The sequence below is a fragment of the Bradyrhizobium sp. BLXBL-03 genome, from assembly GCF_051853015.1.
Lineage (GTDB): Bacteria > Pseudomonadota > Alphaproteobacteria > Rhizobiales > Xanthobacteraceae > Bradyrhizobium > Bradyrhizobium manausense.
On sequence record NZ_CP182470.1, the window covers coordinates 1,272,075 to 1,292,352 of the forward strand.

20 protein-coding genes are annotated in these 20,278 nt (G+C 64.2%); 18 read left to right on the forward strand and 2 right to left on the reverse strand.

Annotated features, from left to right (window positions below):
* Window positions 1-85 precede the first annotated feature (85 nt).
* On the reverse strand, window positions 86-874 hold the full coding sequence (locus ACNJX9_RS06070; RefSeq protein WP_439408144.1) for an SDR family NAD(P)-dependent oxidoreductase: 789 nt from the start codon (window positions 872-874) through the stop codon (window positions 86-88).
* A 210-nt stretch (window positions 875-1,084) separates the two neighbouring features.
* Between ACNJX9_RS06070 and ACNJX9_RS06075 the strand changes: the two genes are divergently transcribed.
* The 7 genes from ACNJX9_RS06075 to ACNJX9_RS06105 all read left to right on the forward strand — a co-directional run bounded on the left by ACNJX9_RS06075 (window position 1,085) and on the right by ACNJX9_RS06105 (window position 4,787).
* A complete protein-coding gene (locus tag ACNJX9_RS06075) occupies window positions 1,085-1,522 on the forward strand; it encodes a YciI family protein (RefSeq protein ID WP_271603969.1) in 438 nt (145 codons plus the stop codon).
* A 21-nt stretch (window positions 1,523-1,543) separates the two neighbouring features.
* Entirely contained in the window at window positions 1,544-1,906 is a 363-nt protein-coding gene (locus ACNJX9_RS06080; protein ID WP_057759184.1) for a YciI family protein, read from the forward strand.
* 100 nt (window positions 1,907-2,006) lie between these two features.
* Window positions 2,007-2,747 carry a TetR/AcrR family transcriptional regulator gene (locus tag ACNJX9_RS06085; protein ID WP_057759182.1) on the forward strand — a complete coding sequence of 247 codons (741 nt, stop codon included), beginning with the start codon at window positions 2,007-2,009 and terminating at the stop codon, window positions 2,745-2,747.
* 121 nt (window positions 2,748-2,868) lie between these two features.
* Complete coding sequence (locus ACNJX9_RS06090) at window positions 2,869-3,360, forward strand: DUF2852 domain-containing protein (RefSeq protein ID WP_057759180.1); 492 nt, start codon at window positions 2,869-2,871, stop codon at window positions 3,358-3,360.
* Between the two features lie 147 nt (window positions 3,361-3,507).
* Window positions 3,508-3,678, forward strand: coding sequence for a hypothetical protein (locus ACNJX9_RS06095; protein WP_167354023.1), 171 nt, complete (start codon window positions 3,508-3,510; stop codon window positions 3,676-3,678).
* A gap of 65 nt (window positions 3,679-3,743) precedes the next feature.
* On the forward strand, window positions 3,744-4,001 hold the full coding sequence (locus ACNJX9_RS06100) for a hypothetical protein (protein WP_057759178.1): 258 nt from the start codon (window positions 3,744-3,746) through the stop codon (window positions 3,999-4,001).
* Between the two features lie 9 nt (window positions 4,002-4,010).
* Window positions 4,011-4,787, forward strand: coding sequence for a serine O-acetyltransferase (locus ACNJX9_RS06105; RefSeq protein WP_439408146.1), 777 nt, complete (start codon window positions 4,011-4,013; stop codon window positions 4,785-4,787).
* Here the strand turns inward: ACNJX9_RS06105 and ggt are convergent.
* Entirely contained in the window at window positions 4,736-6,463 is a 1,728-nt protein-coding gene (gene ggt, locus ACNJX9_RS06110; protein ID WP_439408147.1) for a gamma-glutamyltransferase, read from the reverse strand. The genes ACNJX9_RS06105 and ggt overlap by 52 nt on opposite strands.
* A gap of 252 nt (window positions 6,464-6,715) precedes the next feature.
* Here ggt and ACNJX9_RS06115 point away from each other — a divergent pair, with 252 nt between their 5' ends.
* The 11 genes from ACNJX9_RS06115 (at window position 6,716) to tilS (ending at window position 20,202) form a co-directional block, all read left to right on the forward strand.
* On the forward strand, window positions 6,716-7,684 hold the full coding sequence (locus tag ACNJX9_RS06115; protein WP_057759174.1) for an AraC family transcriptional regulator: 969 nt from the start codon (window positions 6,716-6,718) through the stop codon (window positions 7,682-7,684).
* A 158-nt stretch (window positions 7,685-7,842) separates the two neighbouring features.
* Window positions 7,843-9,567: an outer membrane protein gene (locus ACNJX9_RS06120; protein WP_439408148.1), complete on the forward strand. Its 1,725-nt coding sequence runs from the start codon at window positions 7,843-7,845 to the stop codon at window positions 9,565-9,567.
* A 437-nt stretch (window positions 9,568-10,004) separates the two neighbouring features.
* The gene (gene tolQ, locus ACNJX9_RS06125) at window positions 10,005-10,721 is read left to right on the forward strand and encodes a protein TolQ (RefSeq protein WP_057759169.1); all 717 of its coding nucleotides are present in this window, start codon (window positions 10,005-10,007) and stop codon (window positions 10,719-10,721) included.
* Between the two features lie 43 nt (window positions 10,722-10,764).
* Window positions 10,765-11,217 carry a protein TolR gene (tolR, locus tag ACNJX9_RS06130; protein WP_057759167.1) on the forward strand — a complete coding sequence of 151 codons (453 nt, stop codon included), beginning with the start codon at window positions 10,765-10,767 and terminating at the stop codon, window positions 11,215-11,217.
* A gap of 4 nt (window positions 11,218-11,221) precedes the next feature.
* Window positions 11,222-12,181, forward strand: coding sequence for a protein TolA (locus ACNJX9_RS06135; RefSeq protein WP_083514850.1), 960 nt, complete (start codon window positions 11,222-11,224; stop codon window positions 12,179-12,181).
* 41 nt (window positions 12,182-12,222) lie between these two features.
* Window positions 12,223-13,569: a Tol-Pal system beta propeller repeat protein TolB gene (gene tolB, locus ACNJX9_RS06140; RefSeq protein ID WP_057759857.1), complete on the forward strand. Its 1,347-nt coding sequence runs from the start codon at window positions 12,223-12,225 to the stop codon at window positions 13,567-13,569.
* 244 nt (window positions 13,570-13,813) lie between these two features.
* Complete coding sequence (locus ACNJX9_RS06145; protein ID WP_439408149.1) at window positions 13,814-16,141, forward strand: putative bifunctional diguanylate cyclase/phosphodiesterase; 2,328 nt, start codon at window positions 13,814-13,816, stop codon at window positions 16,139-16,141.
* 167 nt (window positions 16,142-16,308) lie between these two features.
* A complete protein-coding gene (locus ACNJX9_RS06150) occupies window positions 16,309-17,049 on the forward strand; it encodes an N-acyl amino acid synthase FeeM domain-containing protein (RefSeq protein WP_057759162.1) in 741 nt (246 codons plus the stop codon).
* Between the two features lie 264 nt (window positions 17,050-17,313).
* Window positions 17,314-17,802 (forward strand): peptidoglycan-associated lipoprotein Pal, encoded by a 489-nt coding sequence (gene pal, locus ACNJX9_RS06155; RefSeq protein ID WP_057759160.1) that lies wholly within the window; start codon window positions 17,314-17,316, stop codon window positions 17,800-17,802.
* 183 nt (window positions 17,803-17,985) lie between these two features.
* Window positions 17,986-19,029 carry a tol-pal system protein YbgF gene (ybgF, locus tag ACNJX9_RS06160; RefSeq protein ID WP_439408150.1) on the forward strand — a complete coding sequence of 348 codons (1,044 nt, stop codon included), beginning with the start codon at window positions 17,986-17,988 and terminating at the stop codon, window positions 19,027-19,029.
* 72 nt (window positions 19,030-19,101) lie between these two features.
* On the forward strand, window positions 19,102-20,202 hold the full coding sequence (gene tilS / locus ACNJX9_RS06165) for a tRNA lysidine(34) synthetase TilS (protein ID WP_439408152.1): 1,101 nt from the start codon (window positions 19,102-19,104) through the stop codon (window positions 20,200-20,202).
* Window positions 20,203-20,278 lie beyond the last annotated feature (76 nt).

Consider the following 20,278-nt stretch of genomic DNA (forward strand, 5'->3'; position numbering starts at 1 on the left):
TAGCGTGCCCACCATTGCCACAGCAAATCCGAAAGAGATGGTGGGCACGGCGCAAGAGCGCCTTTGCCCATCCTACAATCCGTGCCTATCCGTTCCGTCGTTGTCCCCGCAACGTCGGCAGGCCGATACCCGCGGCATCAAAGCCGCCATCGACGGCCAAAATTTGGCCGGTGATGTAGCTCGCGCGCTCCGAGCACAGAAAGTAGATCGCCTCCGCCAGCTCCTCCTCGAGCCCATAGCGGTTGAGCGGGATGGCGTCGTGATAGTCGGCGCGGATCTCCTTGGTGTGCACCTGCTTTGCCATTGCCGTGTCGACCGGCCCGGGCGCGACCGCGTTGACGCGGATGTTGAGCGAGGCGAGCTCGACCGCGAGCTGTTTTGTCAGGTGCGCGAGCGCCGCCTTGCTGGTGCCGTAGGCCGAGCGCAAGGTCGAGGCACGCACGGCCGAAATCGAGGTGATATTGACGATGGCGCCGCCGCCGGCCTCGCGCATCAACGGCACCGCCGCCCTGGTGCAGAGAAACGGTCCGGTGAGATTGACCTCGAGCACGCGGCGCCAGTCGGCCTCCGACGTCTCCATCAGCGGCGCGAACACCGCAATGCCGGCATTGTTGACCAGGGCATCGAGCCGGCCGAAGCGCCGCTCGAGCACCGTCATTGCCGCGCCGACCGCGGTCGGGTCCGAGACATCGCAGGTGAGTGCCAGCGTATCGCCGCTTCTGCCGATCTCGGCGACGGCCTTGGCGAGCAATTCGCCCTCGATATCAAGCAGCGCCACCCGCCATCCTTCGGCCAGGAATTTTTTCGCGGTCGCGAGCCCAATGCCGCGCGCGGCTCCGGTGACGAGGGCGACGTTTTGCGAGGCTGACGGCATGGGCTGATCTGTCCTGTCTCGAACATGGGCGCGTGGGTCTTCTTACTGTGCTTTCGTCCGGCGCTTCAAATAATTCGCGTCCCGGTGTCGGTTCCGGCAAGGCTCGTTCGTCTTACAGGGGAGTGCGGGCAAATCGGCTCGCATCGAGTGAATGTCTCCAGCCGGCCTTGCGGCGCATGCCGGGAGGCCACAGCAAGCCAAGGACCTTCCATGCGTTTCATGATGTTGATGATTCCGATTGGCTACTGCACTGCGGAGCCGGGTGCCCAGCCTGATCCCGAGCGCGTCGCGGCGATGATGCGCTACAATGAGGAGCTGAAGAACGCTGGCGTGCTGATCACGCTCGACGGCCTGCATCCACCGTCTGCCGGCGCGCGGGTGTCCTTCGGCTCCGGTGAACCAATCGTGACCGATGGGCCGTTTGCCGAAGCCAAGGAAGTCCTGGGCGGTTACTGGATGATCGATGTGGCCTCGCGCGACGAGGCGATCGCATGGGCCAAAAAATGTCCGGCCTCCGGCAACGAGATCATCGAGATCCGGCAGGTGCAGGAGTTGTCGGATTTCTCTGACGAGGTGCGAGACGCGGTCTCTGGATTCGAAGACTTGCCACACGTTACGGCCGCACAACGCGGCCAGGCGCATCATTAACGTTGAAGGGAGAAACAGCAAATGAGCAACGACACCTATCTCGCCGTCTTCCTCGGCAGCAAGAGCAGTCCGAAAATGGCTGCGTGGAATGCAATGTCCGACGCCGAGCGCAAGGCAAAGGAGAAGGAGGGCATGGCGGCCTGGAAGGGCTGGGTCGAGAAGCACCAAAGCGCGATCCAGGCGATGGGCGGCCCGCTTGGCAGGACCAAGAAGGTCGACGGCAGCGGCATTGCCGACATCGCCAACGAGATGGGCGCCTTCACGGTCGTCCGCGCCGCCTCGCACGAGGCCGCCGCAAAAATGTTCGAGAACCACCCGCATTTCGCGATCTTCCCCGGCGAGCGCGTCGAGATCATGCCGGTGCTGCCGATTCCCGGCGGCTAGGCGAGAGTACGGTCATTCCGGGTTCGGCTCTTCGAGCCGCCCCGGAATGATGGGGAGCGCCTAGTGACCTTCATGCGCAGCTCATGTAAAGATCGTTCACATGAGCTGGCGCAAGGAGCAGCGCCGCGCCGAGCGCGGCTATCACCACGGCAATCTGAAGGAAGCACTTCTGCAGGCCGCCCTCGGGCTGATCGCGGAAAAGGGGGCGGCCGGCTTCACCTTTGCCGATGCCGCGCGCATGGCCGGCGTCAGCGCGGCGGCGCCGTACCGGCATTTTCGCGACCGCGATGAGCTGCTGTCCTCGATTGCCCAGCGCGGTTTCGAGCAGTTCGAGCAGCGGCTGACCGAGGCCTGGGACGACGGGCGCCCCGACACCGTCACCGCGTTCGAGCGCGTCGGCCGGGCCTATCTCGCCTTCGCCCGCGAGGAGCCGGCCTTCTACAATGCGATGTTCGAATCCGGCCTTCCTGTCGATGCCAATCCGGCGCTGCAGGCCGCAAGCGAGCGTGCTTTTAACGTCATTCGCGCCGCCGCGGAGCGTCTCGCCGCACTGGCCCCGCCAGGCACGCCGCGCCCGCCGGCGATGATGATGGCGCTGCACATCTGGTCGATGGCGCATGGCGTCGCCTCGCTGTTTTCCCGGGGTGACGCCGCGCGCCGAAAACTGCCGATGTCGCCGGACGAGCTGCTCGAGGCCGAGGTGCTGATTTACTTGCGTGGCCTCGGTTTCCCGACCGACCGCCGGCCGCAGGCGAAGAGCGCCGAGCCGCCGCCGGTGCCGCCGGAGGCTTCCTCCGGTTCGGGCGTTCCGCCTGGCGGTCCCTGGGGCAAGCCGAAATAAAGTTGCGGCAATAATCACGCGGGCGTGTCAGGCGGTCAGCTTGACAAAATCGCGGGATGGTCTAGCTATGTAAATGTTATTTACATTCACAACGGCGCTGATGCCGTGATGGAGAAGGGAAATGGCCTACACCGCTGATGTCAATCGCTGGCGCGGCCCCTCGGACCAATACCGATCGTATGAGCGGCCCCACATGCTCGATACGCCCTGGCATCCTGGTTGGATTGCCGTGACCATTCTCGGCTTCATCATCTGGTGGCCGATCGGACTTGCCCTTCTCTTTTTCACACTCGGGAGCAGAAGAATGTCGTGCTGGAGCAATCAGGATCGCTGGCAGAACAAGATGGAGCGGATGCAGTACAAGATGGACCGCATGCGCGACCGCATGGAGCGCCGTGGTTTCGGCTTCGGCTTCGGCCCGCCGTCCTCCGGCAACCGCGCCTTCGACGAGTACCGCTCCGAAACGCTGCGCCGTCTCGAGGAAGAGCAGGTCGAGTTCAAGAACTTCCTCGACCGTCTGCGCCACGCCAAGGACAAGGAAGAATTCGACCAGTTCATGGCCCAGCACAAGACGCGCCCGACCCCGCCGCCAACCGACCAGCCGCAGGGTTGATCAAACCTCTCAAAGCCTTCAGGCGCATGCCCCCAAAGTCCTGATGGCCCCGAGCCGCCCGCTTGCGCAACCGCGCAGGCGGGCGGTTTGGTTTTCACCTCTTCCCTGGGGAGCGAACCGGCGCCCGGGTCGTCGACACCAAAGCCCATGGACCTCGCCCCTCGCCTGCTGCTTGGCGCGACCGCGCTGGCGGTGCCGGGCTATGTCACCTTCGTCTATGGCAGCTGCGCAGGCGATCCCGATTGCCATTTCCGCACCTGCGGCTACCGGTTTTGCGGCGTCGTCTATGACCATCCGCAAGACCATCAGGCGCCATAGAACCCGCTTGCCGCGAGGTACGACTAAGGCCTGACAGCGCATTCCGCGCGCCGACGGGTCCGACCATGACCAACGCAGAGCGCAAGCAGATCGACCGGCGCATCGCGCTGCTCGAGCGCGCCACGGCGCTGTTCGGGCGATTCGGCAGCTTGGTTCCCATGGCGGTCGCGCTTCTCAATAAATGGCCGACGCAGGTCGAGCTCTATCCGCACTGGCAGGTCGGCGAGTCCTGGAAGTTCTTCCTGAGCCTCTATCTCTATTGGTTCGCATGGCTCGCGCTCGACCGCGCCATCATGTTTGCGAAAGCGGGCCTCGACCCATGATCCTGCTGCGTGGTTTCTTGCTCTTCATCCTTCCTGTCGCCAACGCTGCGAGCGGCTGGCTCTACGCGATCGACCTGCGCAAACGACGAATCCGGGCTGCGCGCCCGAGCGGGGCGCCATTCCTCCGGCGTCCCTGGCAGCAACGCCGAGCGCGCGCGCTTCACCGCCCTTTCGCGCAATGCCTTTCGCGACGAGCCGGACCTGATCGCAGCGGCCGTTTTCGACTTGCGCTGTATCGCGCTGCGCGATCCAGCCATCACCTCGTTGTTGCCGCCGCTGCTGCATTACAAGGGCGACGTCGCATTGCAGGCCTGGCGCGTCTCGAACTGGCTCTGGCGTCACGACCATCGCGATGCAGCGCTGCTGTTCCAGAATGAGGCCTCGAACGTCCTGCAGGTCAGCATCCACCCGTCCGCGACATTCGGATCGGGGGTGTACCTCGACCATGCCACCGGCATTGTCGTCGGCGCCAATGTCGTGATCGGCAACGAGGTCACCATTCTCCAGAACGTCAGCATCGGCCGCGACAGCGAGCTGCCGGCGCGCTCGCCGCGGATCGGCAGCGCTGTCTATATCGGCGCCGGCGCGAGCATCCTCGGCGACATCAGCATCGGCGATTTCGCCAAGATCGGCGCCGGCGCAGTCGTGACATCGGATGTGCCAGGCGGCTGCACCGCGGTCGGCAATCCGGCGCGACTGACCAACTGCCCCGAGACTCTCCCGGCGGCTTTCCCTCAATACCCCGCCGCCAGCCCCGAATTGCGGCGCGGATCGTTGGCGCCGTAGTAGCGGTTGTTGCCGACCTGCTTGCCGTCCAGCGACGGCGCGCCGACGATGATGACCGCGAGATGGTTGGCCGGTTGCGGCGGCCCGAACTTGTGGCCCAGAATCTTGCGCGTGTCCGGAGACAGGGCGTAGGTCTCGACATTGGTCAGATCAGGCAGCCATTGCTGGTGGATGCGCGGCATGTCGACGGCCTCTTGCGCGTTCATGCCGTAGTCGATCGCGTTGATCATGGTCTGCAGGACAGCGGTGATGATACGGCTGCCGCCGGGCGTGCCCACCACCATGACGGTCTTGCCGTCCTTGGTGACGATGGTCGGGCTCATCGAGGACAGCGGCCGCTTGCCGGGAGCAATGGAATTGGCCTCGCCCTGCACCAGGCCATAAAGGTTCGGCACCCCGACCTTGGCGGTGAAGTCGTCCATTTCATCATTGAGCAGAACGCCGGTCTTGGCTGCTGTCACCTTGGCGCCGAACCAGTCGTTCAGTGTGTAGGTCACGGATACAGCGTTGCCGTCCTTGTCGGCGATGGAGTAATGCGTGGTGTTGCTGCCCTCATGCGGCGCCACGCCCGGCTTGATGTCCTTGGAGATTCCTGCCTTGTTCGGATCGATCACGGCGCGGATATCGGCGGCGTATTTCTTGTCCAGCAGGCGGTCGAGCGGATTCTTCACGAAGTCAGGATCGCCGAGATAGCTGTTGCGGTCGACGTAAGCGTGCCGCATCGCTTCGATCTGCACGTGCACGGCGGCTGCGGAGTGATAGCCCAGCTCCTTCAGCGGATAGCCTTCCAGGATATTCAGGATCTCGCAGATGATGACGCCGCCCGAGCTCGGCGGCGGCGCGGACACGACGTGATAGCCGCGATAGTCGCATTCGACGGGAGCGAGCTCGCGGGTCTTGTAGCCGTCGAGGTCATCCTGCGTGATGAGGCCTTTGCCGGCCTGGCTCGAGGCCACGATGGCGCTGCCGACCCAGCCCTTGTAGAAGCCGTCAGTGCCCTTGCTGCTGATCTCGCGCAGGGTCTTGGCGAGCTCTGATTGCACCAGCTTCTCGCCGACCCGGAACGGCTGACCGTTGTTGAGGAAAATCGCGGCGGAGGCGGGATCGTCCTGGAAGTCCTTGGTGGCGGTGAGCAGCAGGTCGATGTCGCCCTGCTCCAGCGCGAAACCCTGTTCGGCGAGCTGGATCGCGGGAGCCAGCAATTCGGCACGCTTCATGGTGCCGTATTTTTCGCGCGCATATTCCATGCCCGAGACGGATCCGGGGACGCCAACGGCGAGGTGCCCCTTGGTCGAGATGCCCTTGATGACGTTGCCATCCTTGTCGAGATACATGTTGGCCGTCGCACCCTTGGGCGCGGTCTCGCGGAAATCGAGGAAGATCTTGCGGCCGTCGGCGAGCTGGATCGTCATGAAGCCGCCGCCGCCGAGATTGCCGGCTGCCGGATAGACAACGGCCAGTGCATAGCCGACCGCCACGGCGGCATCGACGGCATTGCCGCCGCGCTTCAGCACCTCGACGCCCACCTCCGTCGCCAGATGTTGCGCGGAGACGACCATGCCGTTCTCCGCGGCCACCGGCGCCACCGATGCCGCGCGCGCGGGGATGAATGTGACGAGGCTGACCGATAGGATGGCGGCGGTGATCCACCGCAGGCTTGTTCCCGCATGTTGCACGGCTTGCTCCCTGGCGAGGCCGGCTGCTCCGGCCCTTGTTGGTTGATGCGAGCGGAGCCTATCAGGCGGATTCGGTCGGGCAAATCGCGCATTCAGCTCCGGGGTATCAGCCACGAGTCCCAATGCTCCCCGCTTGCCGCTTCGACAACGACGAGAGCGAAGTGCGACAAATTGGCTCACAACCTTGACGGGCTGAACCGCCAGTAGCCGAGGGGCGACGAAGAGCTTTGACTTTCGTGAACGCCCTCCTGAATGTCTCAGTCGGACTATCTATCCCTCTCTACGGCCCTGCTGCCCGAGCGCGACCGCCTGGCGATCTGGCGCGAGGTCTATGGTCGTCTGCTGTTCAATGTCGACATAAATCCGATCGAGGGCGCGCCCTTCGAGGCCAGAACGGAGTTGCGACGTCTGCGGGCGGTAGGATTATCGTCTGGCTGGCGCACGCCCGCGCATTTTCGCATCACGCGGCCCTTGCTTGCGACCGCGTCCGATAACATCGTCCTCGCTGTGGTCACGCGAGGTCGCGCCGAAGCCTCCCAGCTCGGACGGGACCTGGAGGTGTCGCAAGGCGGCGCAGTGCTGATGACGACCTGCGACGTCGGCCGCCACACGCTGCTCGATCGCGGCCGCCATCTCACTGTTCAACTTCCGCGGCAGGCGCTTGCGCCCTTCCTGCCCGATATCGAAGACCGATTGATGCGGCCGATCCATCCGCGCTCGTCCGCGCTCAAGCTGCTGCGCGGCTATGTGCTCGGCGCGATGGCCATGGGCGAACCAGCCGGTGCGGAGATGCAGCTGATGGCCGCACAGCATCTGCGCGACCTCGTCGCCTTGATCTGTGGGGTCCCGGAAGATGAGGTCGCCGCACAGGGCGACGGCCCGCGGGTGGCGCGCCTGGAGGCTGCCAGGCAGGCCATCAAAGCGCGCCTGGGGGATGGCGATCTGTCGGCCGAAAGCGTCGGAGCGCTCCAGCAAGTCTCGGCGGACTATATCCGGAAACTGTTTCGCGAAGCCGGCACCTCCTTCCATGACTACGTGCTCGAATTGCGGCTTGCACAGGCGCATGCAGGCCTCGCCGATCCGCTCAGATCACATGAGAGCATCGCCCGTGTCGCACTGGCCTCTGGCTTTGCGGACATCTCCTACTTCAATCGCTGTTTCCGGCGGCGCTACGGCCTGACCCCCTCTGAACTTCGCAAGGCGCGGTTGTCGGGCGAGTAGACCGGGCTGTGTCGCGTGCGCAACACACCGGGAAATAGCAGCGGGAGTCGCGTCAAGTCCCACGAGGCAGTCCCGTCTGCTCCAAGTCGTGCCGGTCGCCTTCATGTACAGCTTCAATGCGGCATTCGCCTCATTGAGACGCGCCGGAATGGAATGCGATGACAACACTTAAGTGCCTTTTGTCTGTAGCCGCCGGGGTGCTGGTGGCTTCTGCGGCCACTGCCGCGGATTTGCCGCTCAAGGCACCCGCGTTCAACGCGCCAGCCGCAATCGAAGCCTGGGGCGGCTTCTACGTCGGTGCCGGAGTAGGATTCCGTGCCAGCGAGTCCAGCGTCAACGTCAATTCGGCGACCGACACGACCGCACCCGCGGTGCTCCGGAACATGTTCGTCGCAGCTGATTGTTTCGCCGGCCTGCCTTGCGTGACCGGGCGTTCTTTCAACGGCACCGCGTTCCGCATCAGTCCATATCTCGGTTACAACTGGCAGATCGGCAAAACGGTTTTCGGTCTCGAAGCCGATGCGGCCTATGCCGATCAAACCACGACGATCTTCGGCGCCGCCTATCCGGCAACGCCGTTCAACGGCGGCGCGTCGACCTCCAATTCGTTTGCGCTCAAGACGACATGGGATGCAAGCATCCGTGGCCGCGCTGGCTATCTCGTCGATCCCGCCGTGCTGCTGTACGGAACGGCGGGCCCCTCCTGGATCCATGTCGAGACCACGTCGAATTGCAGCACGCTGCTGAGCGCCGACGGCCGCTGCGCGCCGGGCTTTGCCTTCTCGCTTGCTCCCGCCAGCCTCACGAATAGCAAGACCCAGCTCGGCTACACGGTCGGTGGCGGCATCGAAGCGATGCTATGGCCGAACTGGATCGCCCGGGCCGAGTATCGCTTCGCCGATTACGGTCATTTCTCCACCACGGACGTCCGGACTGCCGCCACGGGCATACAGACGGTCAATTACGACACGGCGATCAAAACCCACACCGCAACGTTCGGCCTGGCCTACAAATTTGGCGACGCCAATGCGCCGGGCGTGAAGGCGCTCGCGGCCTATGCGGCGGCGCCTCAGGCCACATCGTGGAATGGGGCCTATCTTGGTGTCGGCGCGGGCATTCGCGCCAACAAGGTCAGCTCGAGCACCGATACGTCCACTTTTTCGGGGTTCAACCTGCTGGCCGGTTGCGGCGATTGCTTCATGGGCGATCGTTTTGATACGAGTTCGGCCCGCATCAGCCCCTATCTCGGCTACAATTGGCAGGTCAATCCGAAATGGCTGCTCGGCGTCGAGGGTGATTTTGGCTGGGCCGATCGCCAGGCTTCGGTGTTTGGCCGGAATCTTCCCGGCGGCATCGGCGGTTTCTTCGGCGGAAGCGGCGGAATGAATGACAGCTTCAGCATCCGCACCAAATGGGATGCGAGCATTCGCGCGCGAGCCGGCTACATCGTCAACCCCGCTTTCCTGGCTTATCTCACCGGCGGCCCGGCCTGGATGAGCATGGAGCAGACGTCGAACTGCGATACGGCCCTGAAGCCACTGTTCACGGCGCCAGGCTTCGTTTCTGCGGAGTTCGGCGGCTGCACCGCGGGACTTTTTTCACCCGCCGTGATCAAGCGATCCGCGGTTCGCACCGGCTTCACGGTTGGCGGCGGTGGCGAGATGAAGCTGACCGAGAACTGGATCCTGCGCGGCGAGTACCGCTATGCGGATTTCGGGACGGCTCGCTTCGCGCAGAGCCGCACTTGTAACGGCAGCGCAACCATCAGTGACCCCGCGTTCGGAACGGCGACGGTCTTTTGCTCCGGAACCTCGTCCACCACCAACTCCGTGCGTCTGCAGAGTCACATGGCGACCTTCGGTATCGCCTACAGGTTCAACTGACCGCGTCCCGCAAATTGACGTCCCTGTCGGGTCTGCGCTCGCGACCAGCGCGGCCGGCACCATGGAACTATCCGGCCCCCGAATTCAGTGCAGCAGCGTCGCGTGACTGGCGACAGAGCCCTGCGGTCGCTTCATCCCCCTGTGCTGCCACCCTTTTCCGCGGCCAAAATCGCCCCCGGTAACCCCGCATTAACCATCGCCGCGCTCTGGTAACGACGGACAATCGCGCCCGGAGCTGTCGTCGAGGCCCATAGTTTTGACATCTTGACAGGGAATGCAGGCGGCGGCTTTGGACGAGCCCTGCATCCCAGAAAGACAAGGCTTTGAGCGGGCTTGCCGGCCGCGCCGGTGTCTAGCGCGGCTGTTGGGAATCCGCCGCCATAGGCGGGGACACAGGTAACGATCGCCAAAACGGTCACCTTGAGAGGATATTTCTGATGAATCCGGCCGAAATGGCTCAGTCCGCCCTTCCGGTTGCCGCCTCCGCCGACGTGTCGCTGATTGCGCTGTTCTGGCAGGCTCACTGGATCGTGAAATGCGTCATGCTCGGCCTGTTGTCCTGCTCGGTCTGGGTTTGGGCCATCGCGATCGACAAGATCTTCCTCTACGCCCGCACCCGCCGCTCGATGGACCGGTTTGAGCAGGCCTTCTGGTCCGGCGAGTCGATCGAGGAGCTCTATCGGACGCTCTCGGCCAAGCCGACCCATTCGATGGCGGCGTGTTTCGTTGCCGCGATGCGCGAATGGAAGCGCTCGTTCGAGAGCCATGCCCGCTCGGTCGCAGGGCTCCAGATGCGCATCGACAAGGTCATGAACGTCTCGATCGCCCGTGAGGTCGAGCGGCTGGAACGCCGCCTGCTGGTGCTTGCGACCGTGGGCTCCGCCGGCCCCTTCGTCGGCCTGTTCGGCACGGTCTGGGGCATCATGTCGAGCTTCCAGTCGATCGCGGCGTCGAAAAATACCTCTCTGGCGGTGGTGGCGCCCGGTATCGCGGAGGCGCTGTTTGCGACCGCAGTCGGCCTGATTGCCGCAATTCCTGCCACTATTTTCTACAATAAGTTCACTTCCGAGGTGAACCGGCAGGCCCAGCGGCTCGAGGGCTTCGCTGATGAATTTTCAGCCATCCTGTCCCGCCAGATCGACGAGCGGGGCTGACGGACGGCATGTATAGTGTGAAGGCGAGATTGGGCACCAAGCCATGGGCATGAACGTTGCCAGTTCGTCCGGAGGCGGCGGGCGCCGCAGCCGGCGCAAGCCGGTCATGGCCGAGATCAACGTCACGCCGATGGTCGACGTGATGCTGGTGCTGCTCATCATCTTCATGGTGTCGGCGCCGCTGCTCACGGTCGGCGTGCCGCTCGACCTGCCCCAGACCCAGGCCAAGAGCCTGGACCAGAGCGACCAGAAGCCGATCCAGATGTCGGTCGACATCAAGGGCAAGGTGTTCATCAACGACCAGGAGATCGCGATCAACGAGCTGGTGCCGAAGCTGAAGGCGATCACGGATGCGCGCGGCGGCCTCGAGGAACGCATCTATCTGCGTGCCGACAAGAAGGCGGATTACGGCACGGTCGCCAAGGTGATGGGCCTGCTGTCGGGCGCGGGCTTCAAGAAGTTGGCGCTCGTCACCGAAGCGGATCAGGGGTCCTGAAGCAGTGAAGGTGAAGGTCGACAAGACACTCGTTGCGTCGATTGTCCTCCACGTCCTCGTGCTGGGATGGGGCCTGCTCACCTTTAGCAGCAAAGCCTACATCGCGCCCGAGGAGTCGCTGCCGGTCGACATCATCTCCAGCGACCAGCTCGCGCAGATGATGTCGGGGCAGAAAACCGGCGACAAGAAAGAGCCGAAACCCAAGGTCGAGAAGATCGCCGAGGCCAAGCCCGAGGAAGATTCCGTCGGCAAGGTCACCGAGAAGAAAGAGCTGATCAAGACCAACTCACAGCCGGAGCCGCCGCCGAAGCCCGTCGAAAAGCCGGTCGAGAAGAAGCCCGATCCGCCGAAGCCGGTCGCAGAGACGAAACCGAAGGAAGAGCCGAAGCCGCAGGAAAAGAAGCCTGATCCGGCCAAGGAAGATCCGATCGCGGAGCTGCAGAAGAAGCTGGACACCAAGAAGCCGCCGCCGAAGCCGGTGGAGCAGAAGGTCGCCGCGGTGCAGCCGCAGCAGCAGCCGAAGCCCAAGGAGCGCACCTTCGATCCCGCGCAGATTGCCCGCGACCTAGACAAGCGTGCCGCGACCCGGCATGAGCTGGCCGGCTCGGCACTGAATGCGTCGGCGTCACTGGGCTCGACATCAGGAACAGCCGCAAACAACGTCGCGACCTGGCAAGGCGCATTCCAGGGCGCGGTCAAGCGCTGCTTCACGCCCACCTATAACGGGCAGGACGCCAACCTGTACGAAGCCGACATCGACATTCCCATGAAGGTCGACGGATCGCTGGCGTCCGAGCCCGTGATCGTCGCGGTGCGCGGGCCGTCGCGATCGATCGCGCAGGCCGTGGCAGAGAGCGCCAAGCGCGCCATCGTGCAGTGTCAGGTCTATTCGTTCCTGCCAAAGCAGCAATACGACAGCTGGAAGCTCATTCCGATGACTTTCGGCCTGAAAGACATGTTGTGACATCCGAACAAAAGAATTTTGCGATGATTGACGTTCGATCGATGAACCGCCGCCGCTTCATGACTCTGACCGGGTCGACGCTCGCGCTGCTCGGGGGTGGTCAGGCCTTCGCCCAGCAGCAAGGCCGTCTCCGCATCGATCCCACCGAGTTTCGTCCGATCCCGATCGCGATCACCAATTTCGTGCCGGGCTCACCCGCCGACGGCGAGGTCAGCAATGGCGTCACCCAGGTCATCACCAACAATCTGAAGCGCTCGGGCTTGTTTGCCCCGATCGACCAGGCCGCCTTCATCGAGCGCATCAGCAACATCGACGTCGCCCCGCAATTCCAGAACTGGAAGACGCTCAACGCGCAGGCCCTCGTTACCGGCCGCATGACGCGGCAGCAGGACGGCCGCCTCAAGGCCGAATTTCGCCTGTGGGATGTGGTGACCGGCCAGCAGCTCGCCGGCCAGCAATATTTCACCTCGCCGGAATATTGGCGCCGCATCGCCCACATCATCTCCGATCAGATCTACGAGCAGATGACCGGCGAGAAGGGCTATTTCGACAGCCGCGTGGTGTTCGTCGACGAGACCGGGCCGAAGGAGCGCCGCGTCAAGCGGCTCGCCATGATGGACCAGGACGGCGCCAATGTGCGCTACCTCACCCGTGGCGCCGACCTCGTGCTGACGCCGCGCTTCTCGCCGAACTCGCAAGAGATCACATACATGGAGTTCGGGCAGGGGGATCCGAAGGTCTATCTGTTTAACATCGAGACCGGCCAGCGCGAGATCGTCGGCAACTTCCCCGGCATGACCTTTGCGCCGCGCTTCTCGCCGGACGGCCAGCGCGTCATCATGAGCCTGCAGCAGGGCGGCAATTCCAACCTGTTCGTGATGGATCTGCGTTCGCGCTCGACCACGCGCCTCACCGACACGCCGGCGATCGACACGTCTCCGTCCTACTCGCCTGATGGCACCCGCATCTGCTTCGAGTCCGATCGCGGCGGCAGGTCGCAGATCTATGTGATGGCCGCGGGCGGCGGTCAGGCGCAGCGCATCTCCTTCTCGAAGGATGACAACAACGCCACCTATTCGACCCCGGTGTGGTCGCCGCGCGGCGACTACATCGCCTTCACCCGGCAGGGCGGCGGGCAGTTCTCGATCGGCGTCATGAAGCCTGATGGCAGTGGCGAGCGGCTGCTGACATCAGGCTTCCACAACGAAGGCCCGACCTTCTCGCCGAACGGACGCGTGGTGATGTTCTTCCGCGATCCCGGCGGCAATGCCGGACCGTCGCTGTTCTCCGTCGACATCTCCGGTCGCTTTGAACAAAAGGTGCCGACGCCGGGCTTCGCCTCCGATCCGGCATGGTCGCCGCTGCTGTCCGCGACCGCGGGCCAATAGCTCGATCGCGCGTTTCGCAACGCGCGATATCTTCAAAAAAAGCGCGAACGCTTCGGCTTTTTGCGTGCGCGGCAAGCTTTCCTTCACCTTGGGCCCGGCAAGGCTTGCCTAGTTGCTTGATTTCTCAACAGAAACAGTTTCGCTATTGCCGAAAAACAACCCGACTTTAACGATGTTCCCTCAGAAAGACTTCATCTGCTGTGAGTAAAACTACGCGCCAGACAGGACGCGCGTACAAACCAAAATGCAATTCGCAGACCAGAGCGGCGGGATTGATCAGAAACCGACGAAGCGTTCGGCGGCGCTGATCGATTCGTTGTTCGAGGCTCCCGGCACGGTGCTGACCGGCATTGTCTTCTCGGCGTTCTCGGCATCCTTGACCGCGCTCAAGACCGGCATGGTCCTGATCTGGGCATTTGTCCCGCTTCTCATCCTGGCGGGCGCCATTCGCGCTTACGATCTGCACCGCTATCACGCCACCAAGTTGACCATGACCGCCGAGCAGGCGGCACGCTGGCAGAAGCGTTATCAGATCGGAGCCCTGATTCAGGCCATCGTCATTGGACTGTGGTGCTTCACGACCCTGTTGAGCAATGACGACGCTATTGCCCATATGATCGCGCTCTCCGTCACCACCGGTATCGTGGCAGGCGGAGCGGGCAGGGCCTATGGACGGCAGTCGATCTTCCGTCTCCAGGCCAGCTTCATCTTCGTGCCGCCGGTTGCCGCCCTGGCTCTGCGCGGCACGCCTTACTATGTGGCGATGTCGGTCGTTTCGGCGGCTTTCCTTTTCGCGGTCTTGCAGCTTTCGGCCAATCTCCATCGGATCTTCCTGCGCGCGGTCGTGGCGCGCGAGCGCGAGGCCGCGCTGGCCGGCCAGTTCGACACCGCCCTCAACAACATGCCGCACGGGCTCTGCATGTTCCGCAGCGACGGCCAGCTCGCCGTGATGAATCATCGCTTCGGCGCGATGATGAACCTGCCCGACAATCTGCCGCAAAGCGGCACCAGCGCCCGTGATGTCGTCGCCGCGTGCGTCCAGGCGGGATCGATCTACGCGGCGAGCGGTGATTTGATCCTTGCCGATATCGAGACCTTGCAGGCCAGGGAAACCGTGACCACCGACCCCGATGCGGAGCGGAATCGTTCGCTGTCGTGGACGGTCCAGCCGATGGCCGACGGCGGAGCGGTGGTGCTGCTCGAGGATATCACCGAACGGCGCAATGCCGAGGCCAGGATCAGCCATCTGGCGCGCTATGACGAACTCACCGCGTTGCCCAACCGCGTCAGTTTCCGCGACGAGATCGAGCGGCTGCTCGCCGCCGCGCGTCATTCCGAACGTCTCTCGGCGCTGCTGTTCATCGACCTCGACCAGTTCAAGCAGGTCAACGACACGCTCGGCCATCCCTGTGGCGACCAGCTGCTCTGTGCGGTTGCCAACCGCCTGCGCGAGATGCTGCGGCCGGAGGATTTCGTCGCCCGCTTCGGCGGCGACGAGTTTGTCGTGTTCCAGCAGAATATCAGCGTCCCGGAGGATGCCGCGAGCCTTGCCCGCCGTATCGTCGAGCGCCTGAGCGAGCGCTACCGCATCGACAATCATCTGGTCGAGATCGGCGCCAGCATCGGCATCGCGCTGACCTCGGCTGAGGGCGCCAGCGCCGATACCCTGCTCAAGAACGCGGACATGGCGCTCTACCGCGCCAAGGCCGACGGTCGCGGCACCTTCTGCTTCTTCCGCGACGAGATGGCGGCAACCGCCGAGGCGCGACGCATTCTCGAGCTCGACCTGCGCAAGGCGCTCGCCAACGAGGAATTCGAGCTGTTCTACCAGCCGCTGGTGAATCTGAAGTCCGGCAAGATCTCCACTTGCGAGGCGCTGCTGCGCTGGAATCATCCGGTGCGCGGCACGGTTTCGCCGGTCGACATCATCCCGGTTGCCGAGGACATGGGCCTGATCGTCGATCTCGGTCGCTGGATCCTGCGCCGGGCCTGCATGGAATGCATCAAGTGGCCGGAGGGCGTCAGCGTCGCCGTCAACTTCTCGCCGCAGCAATTCCACCAGCGCGACGTCTTGAGCGAGATTCGCTACGCGCTCGAAGTGTCGGGCCTGCCGGCGCACCGGCTCGAGATCGAGATCACCGAATCGTCGCTGCTGCGCAACACGCAGCTCACGCACGACATCCTCTCGCAGCTGCATGCGCTCGGCGTGCGCATCTCGCTGGACGATTTCGGCACCGGCTATTCGAGCCTCAGCTATCTGCACAACTTCCCGATGCAGAAGGTCAAGATCGACCGTTCCTTCCTGGAAGGGATCGACGCCCACCGCCCGCTGACGCTGCTCCGCGGCGTGGCACGGCTGTCCGCCGACCTCGGCATGGCCGTGGTTGTCGAGGGCATCGAGACCAACGAGCAGCTTGCGCTGATCAGCGCCGACGGCACCGTGTCCGAAGGGCAGGGCTACCTGTTCAGCCGTCCCGTTCCAGCCGTCCGTATCAGGCAATTGCTCAATGCGTCGCATGGCAAGCGCGTGCAGGAGCAGCTGATCGTCGTCTCCTCACGATCGCTCGCGTAAGCTCAAGCGTCCCAGCGGCCGCTATTTCCCCGATATTTCCAAGTATTTCCCGAGGGGGTTGCGGGCTGCAACCCTTAACCCTAACGGCTCTAACCCTTTGCAATTGTGTTAATGAACCTTTAATCTTTGATAACTCGCAGAAGTTGCTTGCAGCGTAGAGGTTATCAATGAAGTCCGCGGCCGAACCGCAGAAGCCGCTTCGCCCGCGCGGAGCGGCGCTCTTCGAGCGCACCGACTACCGCCTCATCGAGACACCCGAGGATCGCGATCGCCTGCACCAGATGCGTTATCGCGCCTATCTGCAGGCCGGACTGATCCCGCCGTCGGAATCACAGCGCGTGACCGACCGTTTCGACGACGCGCCGAATGTCTGGAATTTCGGCGTCTATGTCGACGACGAACTGTGCAGCTCCGTCCGCATCCACGTTCTGACCTCCGAGTGGCGGATGTCCTACACGACCGAGGTGTTCGGCGACGTGCTGCATCCCCGCCTCGATCGCGGCGAGGTTTTTATCGATCCGTGTCGATTTGTTGCTGATTCCGGAATGCAGCAACGTTTCCCGGAGCTGCCTTATCTCACGGTCCGCCTGCCGTTCATCGCTTGCGAGCATTTCAATGCCGATGTGGGGCTTTCGATGGTGCGCGTCGATCATCAGGCGTTCTATCGGAGCGTGTTCCTGTCCGAGACTTTGACCGAGCCGCGCGCGTTTCCGGGCTGGCCGACCAAGAAGGCGGTGCTGATGGCATCGGACTACCCCAAGGTCCGGGAAAAGATCCTGACGCGCTTTCCCATCATGCGCTCGAGCGCGTTCGAGCGGCGCATGCTGTTCGAGCGTAAGAGCCAGCCCCAGGCCGTGGCCCGGCCGGTGCTCGTTCAAGCGCCGCTCAGTCCCGCTGGCCTGGTCTGACCGGCGCTGGTTCCGACCCTATGACGCCTCGCGCAGCCCGCCGGAGCCCGTAAAGGCCCGGAATTCGGCGATTTGTCTGTCAACGCGGCTTGCTTTCACCCTCGCGCCACATTTACAACCCATTAACCACAATGGGTGCTTTTCGCTGGTTGGGGGCATTTGACCGGCTGAGGCAAGGTTCCGATAAGGTTGACGGAACGTTCGCTTAACCAACCCCCTGTAGACCGGACAGCAGTGGACGAACGTGAGCGTGGAGGCTCCGGAATGAAATATCCTATGCGTATCCTCCAGGGATTGAAGCTGGCCGCGGTGGTTGCCATCGCGCTGTCGATGGGTGCGTGCGCCAAAACCAACGCAGGTCTGGACGCCAATGCGAGCGCGGCGACCCCAGGCAGCCAGCAGGATTTCGTGGTGAACGTGGGCGACCGCGTGTTCTTCGAGAGCGACCAGACCGATCTGACCCCGCAGGCGATCGTGACCCTGGAAAAGCAGGCGCAGTGGCTGCAGACCTATCCGCGCTACTCCTTCACCATCGAAGGTCACGCCGACGAGCGCGGCACCCGCGAATACAACATCGCGCTCGGCGCCCGCCGTGCCCAGTCGGTGCGCTCCTTCCTCGCCTCGCGCGGCATCGATCCGAATCGCATGCGCACGATCTCCTACGGCAAGGAGCGCCCCGTGGCCGTGTGTAACGACATCTCCTGCTGGTCGCAGAACCGCCGTGCTGTGACCGTGCTGAACGCGAGCTCCTGACGCCGGTCAGCCGCGGTTCATCTGTGCAAACCGAATATGCCGGCGCCCTCACGGGCGCCGGTTTCGTTTCAGCCAACTGTGACCGAAACGGCGTGGTGCAAGTCACATTTTTGGCGTAGTGCGTTTGAATGTGTCGCGCCTCGCGCGTTCCGTCGCAGATTCTGTTTTCGTCGTCAGGGCAAGATGTCATCCAGATCCAAGGGAATTACCGGCATCGCGGCATTGACCGCGCTGCTCTCTTTGTCCGCGCCCGTATTCGCGCAGACCGACGATGATCCGGAGATGCGGATCGAGCGGCTGGAGAACCAGCTGCGCCAGCTCACCGGCCAGAACGAAGAGCTGCAATATCGCAACCGCCAGCTCGAGGATCGCATCCGGCAGCTCGAGGGCGGCGCGCAAGGTGCTGCGCCCGGGCAGGCACCGGCGCAGCCCAATGTCGCGGGCGTTCCGCCCGCGCAGGTCACCCCTGCCTATCGTCAGCCGCCGCAGCAACAGGCGGTGCAGCAGCCGAACTACCAGCAACCGAATTACCAGCAGCCCCAGATTGCGGCACCTGCGCCGATCGTTCAGGAGCAGCCGGGCCCAGGTGCTGGCTCAAGTGCTCCCGGCACGCGCCGCCGCGGCGATGCATTCGACCCGAGCCAGAGCCCGAATGCGCCCGGTGCGCCGCGTGCGCTCGGCGGCGGCCAGCAGCCGATGCCATCAGGTGCGCCGCTCGATCTCTCCAACAATGGCGGGCAATACCCGCAAGCAGCAGCTCCCGCGCAGCCCGCCTATCCGCCGGCCCGGCAGGGCTATCCGGCGCAGACCGGTGGTCCGGCGCTCGCGACCCTGCCGCCTTCGGCGACGCCCCGCGACGAGTTCGACCTCGGCATCGGCTACATGCAGCGCAAGGATTACGCGCTCGCCGAGCAGACCATGAAGAATTTTGCCGCGAAATATCCTTCAGACCCGCTGCTCGGGGACGCGCAATACTGGCTCGGCGAAAGCTATTTCCAGCGCCAGCAATATCGCGATTCCGCCGAGGCCTTCCTCGCCGTCACCACCAAATACGACAAGTCGGCCAAGGCGCCGGATGCGCTGTTGCGGCTCGGCCAGTCGCTCGCCGCGCTGAAGGAGAAGGAAGCCGCCTGCGCCGCCTTCGGCGAGGTCGGCCGCAAATATCCGCGTGCCTCCGCCGGCGTGAAGGCCGCCGTCGACCGCGAGCAGAAGCGGGTGAAGTGCTGACGCGCGTCGTTTGCGCGCTGACAACGCGGCCGCGATTGCGCTAAACCGGTCTGGCGATTGCCGGGCCGCGTCATGTCAGACCACGACAATTCTCCGATCTCCGCGCGCGCGGCGAGGCAGCTCTTCGCCGGGTTGAGAGCCGCGCCGGCGCTGGTGCTCGCGGTCTCGGGCGGACCCGATTCGGTCGCGCTGATGTGGCTGGCGGCGCGCTGGCGGCGCAGCCTCGCCCGCGGCCCCGAGCTTACCGTCGTCACCGTCGATCATGGCCTGCGCAAGGAGGCGGCGCGCGAAGCGCGCGAGGTCAAGCGGCTCGCCACGGAACTTGGCCTTGCACACCGCACCCTGCGCTGGCGCGGCGCCAAGCCGAAGGCAGGATTGCCCGCCGCCGCGCGCGAAGCCCGCTATCGCCTGCTGGCGCAGGCCGCCCGCGCTGCCGGTGCCAGCCATGTGCTGACCGCGCACACCCGCGACGACCAGGCCGAGACGCTGCTGATGCGGCTCTTCCGCGGCAGCGGCATCGCCGGATTGTCGGCGATGGCGCGGTTCACCGCGCGCGACGGCCTCGTGCTGGCGCGCCCGCTGCTCGATGTTCCCAAGTCGCAACTGATCGCAACCCTGAAGCGGGCCGGGATCGGCTTCGCTGAAGATCCCACCAACGCCGACATGGCCTTCACGCGTCCCCGGCTGCGCGCGCTGCTGCCGCAGCTTGCCGCCGAGGGCGGTGACGTCCGCACGCTGGTGCGGCTGTCGGCGCGGCTCGCCCGCGCCAATGCGGCGGTCGAGGTGCTGACCGATGGAGCCGAGCGCTTCCTCGCCTTACGGGATCGCGGCCATCGGCCGCAGGCGGGCGTTCGCAGTTTTGAGGCTTCGGCCTTTGCCGGCCTTCCCGAGGAAGTCAGGCTGCGGCTGTTGCTGCGGGCCATCGACGCGCTCGGCCACGAAGGGCCGGCGGAACTTGGCAAGGTCGAGACACTGCTGGCAGCGCTGGATCAAGCTATGAATCAGACCTCGGCCTCGCGCCCTGCGCTTCCCAAGCAGGTCCCTCTCAAGCAGACCCTTGCGGGAGCCTTGATCAGCCTTGCCGGGGGGCGTATCCACATCGCGCCTGCGCCGGCCCGGCGGTCCAGGAATGGGTCCAAGAGTGGGTCCAAGAGTGGGCCTGCGGGCAGATGAGGGCGGATCATGACACCGGTCATTTGCCTGGTCTGCCGTCAGGACACCTTAACCAGGCAGGAAAAACCCCGGCCTT